The 9,276-nt window shown below is 68.3% G+C and carries 10 protein-coding genes; 9 read left to right on the top strand and 1 reads right to left on the bottom strand.

What is annotated here, in order from left to right:
- Position 1 precedes the first annotated feature (1 nt).
- Complete coding sequence (locus tag ABYX71_RS08280) at positions 2-1,726, top strand: long-chain fatty acid--CoA ligase (RefSeq protein ID WP_372696026.1); 1,725 nt, start codon at positions 2-4, stop codon at positions 1,724-1,726.
- Between the two features lie 15 nt (positions 1,727-1,741).
- On the opposite strand, the gene dksA is transcribed toward ABYX71_RS08280, so the two are convergent.
- Entirely contained in the window at positions 1,742-2,161 is a 420-nt protein-coding gene (gene dksA, locus ABYX71_RS08285) for an RNA polymerase-binding protein DksA (RefSeq protein ID WP_372696035.1), read from the bottom strand.
- 256 nt (positions 2,162-2,417) lie between these two features.
- On the opposite strand from dksA, the gene sdhC reads away from it, so the two are divergent.
- The 8 genes from sdhC to ABYX71_RS08325 all read left to right on the top strand — a co-directional run.
- Positions 2,418-2,804, top strand: a complete 387-nt coding sequence (sdhC, locus tag ABYX71_RS08290) for a succinate dehydrogenase, cytochrome b556 subunit (RefSeq protein WP_372696027.1) — start codon at positions 2,418-2,420, stop codon at positions 2,802-2,804.
- Entirely contained in the window at positions 2,804-3,193 is a 390-nt protein-coding gene (gene sdhD, locus ABYX71_RS08295; protein WP_372696028.1) for a succinate dehydrogenase, hydrophobic membrane anchor protein, read from the top strand. Before sdhC ends, sdhD begins: the two co-directional genes overlap by 1 nt.
- 8 nt (positions 3,194-3,201) lie before the next feature.
- Positions 3,202-4,995, top strand: a complete 1,794-nt coding sequence (gene sdhA / locus ABYX71_RS08300; RefSeq protein WP_372696029.1) for a succinate dehydrogenase flavoprotein subunit — start codon at positions 3,202-3,204, stop codon at positions 4,993-4,995.
- An 18-nt stretch (positions 4,996-5,013) separates the two neighbouring features.
- On the top strand, positions 5,014-5,790 hold the full coding sequence (locus ABYX71_RS08305; protein WP_372696030.1) for a succinate dehydrogenase iron-sulfur subunit: 777 nt from the start codon (positions 5,014-5,016) through the stop codon (positions 5,788-5,790).
- Between the two features lie 21 nt (positions 5,791-5,811).
- Positions 5,812-6,912, top strand: a complete 1,101-nt coding sequence (zapE, locus tag ABYX71_RS08310; RefSeq protein ID WP_372696031.1) for a cell division protein ZapE — start codon at positions 5,812-5,814, stop codon at positions 6,910-6,912.
- Between the two features lie 7 nt (positions 6,913-6,919).
- Positions 6,920-7,630, top strand: a complete 711-nt coding sequence (locus ABYX71_RS08315; RefSeq protein WP_372696032.1) for a class I SAM-dependent methyltransferase — start codon at positions 6,920-6,922, stop codon at positions 7,628-7,630.
- Between the two features lie 85 nt (positions 7,631-7,715).
- Positions 7,716-8,801, top strand: a complete 1,086-nt coding sequence (arsB, locus tag ABYX71_RS08320; protein WP_372696033.1) for an ACR3 family arsenite efflux transporter — start codon at positions 7,716-7,718, stop codon at positions 8,799-8,801.
- 80 nt (positions 8,802-8,881) lie between these two features.
- A partial coding sequence (locus ABYX71_RS08325; protein WP_372696034.1) for a CBS domain-containing protein occupies positions 8,882-9,276 on the top strand: 395 nt, incomplete at its 3' end.

The following is a 9,276-nucleotide window of genomic DNA, read 5'->3' on the forward strand; positions in this document are numbered from 1 at the left end:
CCTGCTGCGCGAGCGTGTCGCCCGCAGTCCGGAGGCCATCGCCTACCGGTTCCATGAAGGCGTTGCCTGGCAGGCGCTGACGTGGAAACAGCTGGCGGCCCGGGTGGGGCGCTTCCAGGCGGCTCTGCGGGCCGAGGGGCTGGCCCCCGGCAGCCGGGTGGCGGTGATGCTGCCGAATGGGCCGGACTGGGTGTGCTTCGACCTGGCCGCGTTGTCACTCGGTCTGGTGGTGGTGCCGCTGTACCGTGGCGATCGTCCCGACAATGCTGCGTATGTGCTCGAGCATGCCGGCGCCTGCCTGCTGCTGGCCGATGCCGCCGAATGCTGGGAGGGGTTGGTCCGGCATGGTGGGCTGGCTGGCCTTCGGCGGGTGGTGCTGACTGACGGCGACGTGGATGGGGGGCGTGTGCAGCGGCTGGATCGCTGGTTGCCGGCGCACGGCGAGTTCAGGGTGGAATGCAGCGACGGCGACGCGCTGGCCAGCATTGTCTACACGTCCGGTACCACCGGGCGTCCCAAGGGGGTGATGCTGAGCCATCACAACCTGTTGTGGAACGCGGCGGCGGCCGAGTGCATGTCGCCGGTGGCGCCTGACGATCTGTTTCTGTCCTTCTTGCCGTTGTCGCACACGCTCGAGCGCACGGTCGGGTATTACCTGCCGATGCTGGCCGGCGCCACGGTGGCGTTCTCTCGTGGCATCGAACACCTGGCCGATGATCTGAAGGCCGTGCGGCCGACGCTGCTGGTGAGCGTGCCGCGCGTGTTCGAGCGTACCGCCAGCGCCGTGCGTGGCGCGCTGGCAGGCCGTCCGGCGCCGCTGCGCTGGGCCTTCGAGGCCACCGTCGCCCTGGGCTGGCGCGATTTCGAGCGCCAGCAGGGGCGCGCCGCCGGCACACCGCTGTTGATGCTGTTGCCGCTGTTGCGGCGGGTGCTGGCCAGGCCGGTACTCGAGCGGTTGGGTGGGCGTCTGCGGTTGGCCATCTGTGGCGGGGCTGCCTTGCCGCCAACCGTTTCAAGGTTGTTCATCGGTCTCGGGCTGCCGCTGCTGCAGGGTTACGGTCTGACCGAGGCGAGCCCGGTGCTGACCGTCAACACACTGGACGCCAACCGGCCGGACAGCGTCGGTCTGGCACTGCCGGACGTGGAGCTGCGCTTGTCCGGCGAGGGAGAGTTGCTGGCGCGAAGCCCTGGCCTAATGGCCGGTTACTGGCGCGATGCCGACGCCAGCGCGACGGCGCTGGATGCCGATGGCTGGCTGCACACCGGCGACCTGGCCGCGCAACGCGGCAGGCACTGGTACATCACCGGCCGGCTGAAGGACATCATCGTGCTCGCCAACGGCGAGAAGGTGCCGCCGGTGGACATCGAGCATGCGCTGATGCGGGATCCGCTGATTCACCAGGCGATGCTGGTCGGTGAAGGGCGGCCGTGGCTGGCGGCGGTGCTGGTGCTGCAGGCCGAGTCATGGGCGCTTCTGGCGTGCGAACTCGGTCTTGATCCGCGGGACGAGGCGGCGCTCGCCGAGCCGCAGGCGGAAAAGGCGGTGCTGGCGCGCGCCGAGGCGGCCCTGCACGCGTTTCCCGGGTATGCGCGGCTGCGTCGCGTGCACTTGACGCTGGAAGAGTGGACCGAGGCCAACGGCCTGCTGACCGCCACCCACAAGTTGCGGCGGTCGCAGTGCCTGGCGCGCTATCGGGCCGCTATCGAAGGTTTCTACGAGGGCTGAACGCCTGGTGGGCGTTCAGCCCATCTGGCGTTCGCGAATCTCGGCCAGCGACTTGCAGTCGATGCACAGCGTGGCGGTGGGCCGCGCTTCCAGGCGGCGAAGGCCGATCTCGGCGCCACACGATTCGCAATACCCGTACTCGCCGGTGTCGACCTCGTCCAGCGCTTCCTCGATCTTGCGGATCAGTTTGCGCTCGCGGTCGCGGGTGCGCAGCTCCAGGGTCATCTCAGACTCCTGCGTGGCACGGTCGGTCGGGTCCGGGTAATTGATGGTCTCGTCCTGCATGCGGTGACGGGCACGGTCCATTTCGGCGGTCAGCTCGTCGCGCCAGGCCCGCAGGATTTGCCGGAAATGCTCCTTCTGCGGCTCGCTCATATAGGCTTCGCCCTTCTTGGGCTGGTAGGGCGCGAAGCCGGTTTTCGGAGACTCGGTCATCCCCATGTTGGGACTCCAGATGTGCAGCCCGGCGCCGGTCAGGGTGCAGGGGGTTTCTTTCAGAGGGCGCGCGATTCTAAAGCATACCGGGCGGCCCACCAAGATGGCTGGGGCAGTTCGACCGACGGCGGCATGATAAACTGCCCGGCTACGCGACGCGGCGCAGCCAGTTTTGGGCGGTCGGCCAGAGGGCTGGGTTGCCCGGCTGCGCGTGCGCATGAACCCTGTTTCAACACAGCGTAAAGGGAGCTGCCCCATGGGCAAATCGCGGCCGTTGTCGCCCCATTTGACGGTCTACCGGCCGCTGATCGGTAGCTATACCTCCATTCTCCACCGCGCCAGCAGCGCGGCATTGCTCGGCGGTTTGGTCTTCATGGCTGCCTGGTTGTTGGCCGTCGCCCAGGGCGGTGCGCTGTTCGACGTGCTGTCGGCACTGTGGGGCAGCGTGGTGGGCAAGGTCATGCTGTTTGGCTGGACCTTCTGCGCCTTTTTCTACGCCGCGCAGTGGATTCGCCATTTCGCCTGGGATCTCGGTTACGGCTTCGAGCTGGACACGGCGCGCCTGACCGGCCATCTGGCGGTGGCCGGTTCCGCCGCCGCGACCGTGTTGGTGTGGCTGTACATTGCCATGAGGGCCGGCTGATGACGCAGTTTCGTTCCGCGCGCTCGTTGGCGCATGGCGCTGGTGCGGCCGGCGCGGGTACCGGCGCGTTTTTCTGGGAGCGTCTGACTGCCGCGGCGCTGGTCGTGCTCGGCGCCGTGTTGCTGGTGCAGTTGTTGTGCCTGAGCGCGGGTGGCGTGACCCTGGTCGAGGCGCGCGCCTGGGTGGCGGCGCCGTTCAGCGGCGGCCTTCTGCTGCTGTTCTTTTTAATTGCCATGATCAACGCCTACCTGTGCAGCCGGGTGCTGATCGAGGACTACGTCCACGTGCCGGCGCTGAACCTGCTGGCGCTGATCGGCCTGCTGGTGCTGACAGTGGGGCTCGGTGCCGTGGCAGTGGTGTCGGTGCTGCGCGTGATGTTCGGACAGTGAGTAACGGAATGAGCAGCGACTACACCCTCACCGACCATCGCTTCGATGTGGTGGTCGTCGGCGCCGGCGGCGCCGGCCTTCGTGCCACCTTCGGCATGGCAGCCGAGAACATGTCGGTGGCCTGTCTGTCCAAGGTCTTCCCCACCCGCTCGCATACCGTGGCGGCGCAAGGCGGCATCAACGCAGCGCTCGGCAACATGGTCGAGGACGACTGGCGCGACCATTTCTACGACACGGTCAAGGGCTCGGACTGGCTGGGCGACCAGGACGCCATCCAGTACATGTGCCAGCACGCCATCCCGGCGGTGATCGAACTCGAGAACGCGGGCATGCCGTTCTCGCGCACCGAGGACGGCAAGATCTACCAGCGCCCGTTCGGTGGCCAGTACCAGGCGGATCACAAGACGCCGGCGCAGCGCACCTGCGCCGCCGCCGACCGTACCGGTCATGCCATGCTGCACACGCTGTACCAGCAGTCGCTCAAGCACAAGGCACAGTTCTTCGTCGAATTCTTCGCCGTCGACCTGATGACCGACGACTCCGGGCGGGTCATCGGCGTCGTTGCCTACGACATGATCGAGGGGCGCCTGCACCGCTTTTTCGCCCGTGCCGTGGTGCTGGCCACCGGCGGCTACGGGCGGGCGTACCAGTCCTGCACCGCGGCGCACATCTGTACCGGTGACGGTCTGGCGCTGGCGGCGCGCATCGGCGTGCCGCTGCAGGACATGGAGATGGTGCAGTTCCATCCGACCGGCATTTACCCGGCCGGATGCCTGATTACCGAGGGCGCACGCGGTGAGGGCGGCTACCTGACCAACGCCAACGGCGAGCGGTTCATGGAGCGCTACGCGCCGAGCGCCAAGGATCTGGCCTCGCGCGACGTGGTGTCGCGCGCCATGACGGTGGAAATCCTCGAGGGTCGCGGCTGCGGTCCCGACAAGGACCACATCATGCTGCACCTGGAGCATCTGGGTGCCGAAACGCTGCACGAGCGCCTGCCGGGCATCTCCGAGACGGCGCGCATCTTCGCCAACGTGGACGTCACGCGCGAGCCGATTCCGGTGCTGCCGACCGTGCACTACAACATGGGCGGCATACCGACCAATTACCACGGCGAGGTCATCAACCAGGACGGCAACGGCAACGACGTGGTGGTGCCCGGCCTGTTCGCCATCGGCGAGGCCGCCTGCGTGTCGGTGCACGGCGCCAATCGCCTGGGGGCCAACAGCCTGCTGGACATCATCGTGTTCGGCCGGGCCGCCGCGCTGCGTCTGAAGGACACGCTGCCGACCCTGCCGGAGCCGAAGATCACTCCGGACGCCGGCCAGGTGGGCATCGAGCGCTTCGAGCGCATGCGCAGCGCCAAAGGCCGTCATTCGCCGGCCGAGATCCGCGACCGCATGCAGCGCACCATGCAGCAGCGCTGCGCGGTGTTCCGCAAGGAAGATACGCTGCAGGCCGGTGTCACGGAAATTCGTGAGGCGGCGGCCATGCTGCCGGAAATCGGACTGACCGATCACGGCCTGGTGTTCAACACCGACCTGGTGGAGGCGCTGGAGCTGGAAAACCTGCTGACCGTCTCGCTGGCCACCATGGATTGCGCCGCGGCGCGCAAGGAGTCGCGCGGTGCCCACGCACGCGACGATTACCCGGAGCGTGACGATGCCAACTGGATGAAGCATTCGCTGGCCTGGGTGCCGGACGTGGTCGGAGGCCAGGTGCGCCTGGGCTACCGCGCCGTGACCGCCAGCACCCTGACCGATGAAGTCTCCCCCATCCCGCCCATGAAGCGGGTGTACTGAGCGCTGAGGACCGACAAGATGGCGGAAAAAGCCCGCGTCGAACGCGAGCAGCTGGCGGCGCAGCCGGGGCAGGCCCCGGCCGCCGGCAAGGTGGTGTTCGAGATCTACCGCTACGACCCCGAGTCGGATCAGGCGCCGCGCACGCAGCAGTACGAGGTCGACCTCGACGAGTGCGGGCCGATGGTGCTGGACGCCCTGCTGCACATCAAGAACCGCCAGGACGGCAGCCTTACCCTGCGTCGTTCCTGCCGCGAGGGCGTGTGCGGGTCGTGTGCCATGAACATCGACGGCGTCAACACGCTGGCCTGCACCAAGGCCACGGCCGACTGTCGCAGCACGCACGTGCGCGTGTTCCCGCTGCCGCATCAGGAGGTCATCAAGGACCTGGTGCCGGATCTGACGCATTTCTATGCCCAGTACGCGGCGCTCGAGCCGTGGCTGAAGAGCGAAACCCCGCCGCCGTCCGGGCGTGAACATCGCCAGTCGCGCGAGGATCGCAGCGAGCTCGACGGCCATTACGAGTGCATCCTGTGCGCCTGCTGCTCGACATCGTGCCCGTCCTACTGGTGGAACTCGGACCGTTTCTTCGGCCCGGCCAGCCTGCTGGCGGCGCACCGCTGGATCATCGACAGCCGTGACGAGGCGCAGGGTGAACGGCTCGACCAGCTCGAGGATCCGTTCCGGCTGTACCGCTGTCACACCATCATGAACTGCACCAGCGCCTGTCCGAAGGGCCTGAATCCGGCCAAGGCCATCGCCGACATCAAGAAGCGGCTGGTGCAGCGCCACCTGTAAGCTAAGCCGCCGCCCGCCCCCATGCCGCAGGCTGCACCGGCCACGCCGCTGGCGCGCTACCGCTGGGAGACCACGCAGCCGGACTTCGTCGCCGACCCGCAGCAGGATGCCGCGGCCGGTCGCCTGGACGCGCTGCTGGCGCGTATCGAGCAGGCGCCGCGGCGCGTGTCCTGGCTGGCGCGGCTCACCGGCCGCGCGCAGACGCCTTCCTGTGCCGGTGCCTACCTGTGGGGTGGCGTCGGCCGCGGCAAGAGTTACCTGCTCGACCTGTTCTTCGATTGCGTGCCCGGCGAGCGCAAGCGCCGGCTCCACTTCCATCAGTTCATGCAGGCGGTGCATGCCGAGCGTCGTCGCCTGGGCGACGTGCCGGACCCGCTGCCACGCATTGCGGACGGCTGGGCGCAGCAGGCGCGGGTGCTGTGCTTCGACGAGTTCCAGGTGCACGACGTGGCCGACGCCATGCTGCTCGGCGGCCTGCTGCAGGGGCTGCTGGAACGCGGCGTGTTCCTGGTGGTCACGTCCAACCGGCGGCCCGATGACCTTTACCTGCACGGTCTGCAGCGGGCGCGGTTTCTGCCGACCATCGCGCTGCTCAAGGAACGGCTCGATGTCATCGAGCTCAACGGCCCCACCGATTACCGGCACCGCGCGCTGCAGGACGTGACGCGCTATCTGACCCCGCTCGGCCCGGCGGCGCGTGCTGGCATGGAACAGGCGTTCAGGCATCTGGTGCCCGAGCACGACAAGACCGCGCCGCTGCAGGTGAACGGGCGGATGGTGGCGGTGCATCGGCGCGGCAGCGACGTGGCCTGGTTCGAGTTCGATGCCCTGTGCCGCACGGCGCGCAGCGCGGCTGATTACCTGGAACTGGCCGAACGCTTTCACACCGTGTTGCTGTCCGGCGTGCCACAGCTGACGGCCGACGAGTACGACGTGGCGCACCGGTTCATGAACCTGGTCGACGTGCTGTACGACCAGGGCGTGAATCTCGTGGTGTCGGCCGCCGCGCCGCCGACCGAGCTGTACCCGGGCGAACGGATGGGGTTCGAGTTCCAGCGCACGGTGAGCCGGCTCATCGAAATGCAGTCCGACGCCTGGCCCGGTGACAGGCGCAAGTCCTGAGCACCCGGTGGCGGTGCTCGCCGCGCCGGGCGATCGCCGCCCGAAGGCACTGGCCGGCCGTCTTGGCCTGCCGCTGGTCGATGCCGCGTCCGGCGCCGGCCTGTTGCTGGCCTACGGCGAGCAAGGCCTGGAGTTGCGCGCGCCCGGGCGCCGCCTGAAGCCGCTGCGGGTCGATTTCGCGCAGATCGGCCACCATGGCGGCGGCGAGTTGCTGCGCGCGACGCGCGTCAAGCGGCGCCCGGCGCGCCTGCTTGATCTCACAGCGGGACTTGCCACGGACGCCTTTCGGCTGGCGCGGGCCGGTTTCGAGGTGATGGCCTGTGAGCGTGAGCCGGTGATCCACGCCCTGGTCGAGGACGCGCTCGGCCGTGCGCCGACCCTGCCGGGGCCCGGTTGTATTGAGCTGCGGCTCGCCGATGCGCGTGCCGTGCTGGCCGAGCCGGCGCTGCCGGCGCCGGATGTCGTTTACATCGACCCCATGTTCCCCGGCGAGGGGCGCACCGCCCTGCCGCGGCGGGAGCTGCAACTGGTGCGCGAACTGACCGGTGACGACGATACCGGCGTCGAGCTGCTGGCACGTGCCCGCTCACGGGCCACGCGACGGGTGGTGGTCAAGCGGCCGTTGCACGCGCCGGCGCTGGCGCCGGATGCGGACCTCGTGTTCAAGGGCCGGGCGGTGCGCTTCGACGTGTACCTGGCGGGTGGTGCGGCGCCGTAGCGTCACGTTTCTGCCGCACGCGGCCGGTAAACTCACGGGTTTGCCGGGGAAGCCCGGCTCGGTGCAGGGAATCCCGGAGTTCGTCATGTCGCAGGCATCCTCTGCCGTCAACCGTTCCCCGTTGGGCATCTTCGAGCGCTATCTGAGCGTCTGGGTGGCCGCCGCCATGCTGGCCGGCGCGCTGCTCGGCAATGTGCTCCCGGCGCCGTTCGTCGCGCTGGCACGCCTCGAGTACGCGTACGTCAACCTGCCGGTGGCGGTGCTCATCTGGGCCATGATTTTCCCAATGATGGTCAGCGTCGATTTCGCCGCCGTGCGGCGCGTCGGCGAGCGGCCGCGGGGCCTGCTGATCACATTGACCGTCAACTGGCTGATCAAGCCGTTCACCATGGCCGCCCTGGCCTGGCTGTTTTTCGGGCCGCTGTGGGGTGACTGGGTCGGCCCAGAGCTGGCGCAGTCCTACATCGCGGGCATGATTCTGCTCGGCGCGGCGCCCTGCACGGCCATGGTGTTCGTGTGGAGCAACCTGACCCGTGGCGATCCCAACTACACCCTGGCGCAGGTGGCCGTGAACGACCTGATCATGGTGTTCGCCTTCGCGCCCATCGTGGCGCTGCTGCTTGGGGTCACCCAGGTAACGGTGCCGTGGACAACGCTGCTGCTGTCGGTGCTCCTGTACGTGGTGATTCCGTTGCTGGCCGGCAACCTGATGCGACGCCGGTTGTTGCGTCGCGGCGGCGCGGCGGCGGTGCAGGCGTTCACCGCGCGCATCAAGCCGTTGACCGTGGCCGCGTTGGTGCTGACGGTTGGCCTGCTGTTCGCCTTTCAGGGGCCAACGCTCAGTCAGCGTCCGCTCGACATTGGGTTGATTGCCGTTCCCCTGTTGCTGCAGACGGCGCTGATCTTTGGCATCGGTTTCTTGTGGGCGCGGGCCTGGCGGGTGCCGCTGGCGGTCGCCGCGCCGGCGGCGTTGATCGGTACCTCCAATTTCTTCGAGCTGGCGGTGGCAGTGGCGATCAGCCTGTTCGGGTTGCACTCGGGCGCCGCGCTGGCGACCGTGGTCGGTGTGCTGGTCGAGGTGCCGGTCATGCTGGCGCTGGTGGCGTTGGTCAATCGCACGCGCGCCTGGTATGAGCGGGGGCTGCCGCAGGCGGTGGCGCCAACCGGATAGCGGGCGTCCTGTGGCATGCTGGCCGCACGTGTCCGTTACAGGGTTCCGTGATGAAACGGATGCCAGAAGTTCGCAGTTTCATGACCCCGTTTCCGCACGCCATAGCGGCCGATGCACCGCTGTCCCAGGCACGCGAGTTCATGAACCACCATCGCCTGCACCATCTGCCGGTGCTCGACGGTGCCCGTTTGGCGGGTGTGATCAGCGACCGCGACATCAAGTTGCTGCTCGGCATTGATCCCGATTACGCAGGGGCCAGTGGGCTCACCGTGCGTGAGGCGATGGCGGCCGATGTCTACGTGGTGGATCTGCACACACCACTGGATCAGGTGCTGGACGCACTGGTGACGCGGCGCATCGGCTCGGCACTGGTCACGCGCAAGGGGCGGCTGGCGGGCGTGTTCACCGTCACCGATGCCTGTCGGGAGCTGGCAAGCCTGCTGCGCGCGCAATGTCCGCCGCCGCCACTGCCGCC

Origin of the sequence: Immundisolibacter sp., from assembly GCF_041625615.1 — a bacterium.
Classification (GTDB): Bacteria; Pseudomonadota; Gammaproteobacteria; order Immundisolibacterales; family Immundisolibacteraceae; genus Immundisolibacter.

Excerpts from the sequence above, each read along its gene's own strand:
- arsB (WP_372696033.1), top strand. The coding sequence starts at position 7,716 with ATGTCGCAGGCATCCTCTGCCGTCAACCGTTCCCCGTTGGGCATCTTC.
- sdhC (WP_372696027.1), top strand. The coding sequence starts at position 2,418 with ATGGGCAAATCGCGGCCGTTGTCGCCCCATTTGACGGTCTACCGGCCG.
- sdhA (WP_372696029.1), top strand. The coding sequence starts at position 3,202 with ATGAGCAGCGACTACACCCTCACCGACCATCGCTTCGATGTGGTGGTC.
- ABYX71_RS08305 (WP_372696030.1), top strand. The coding sequence starts at position 5,014 with ATGGCGGAAAAAGCCCGCGTCGAACGCGAGCAGCTGGCGGCGCAGCCG.
- zapE (WP_372696031.1), top strand. The coding sequence starts at position 5,812 with ATGCCGCAGGCTGCACCGGCCACGCCGCTGGCGCGCTACCGCTGGGAG.
- sdhD (WP_372696028.1), top strand. The coding sequence starts at position 2,804 with ATGACGCAGTTTCGTTCCGCGCGCTCGTTGGCGCATGGCGCTGGTGCG.
- dksA (WP_372696035.1), bottom strand. The coding sequence starts at position 2,161 with ATGACCGAGTCTCCGAAAACCGGCTTCGCGCCCTACCAGCCCAAGAAG.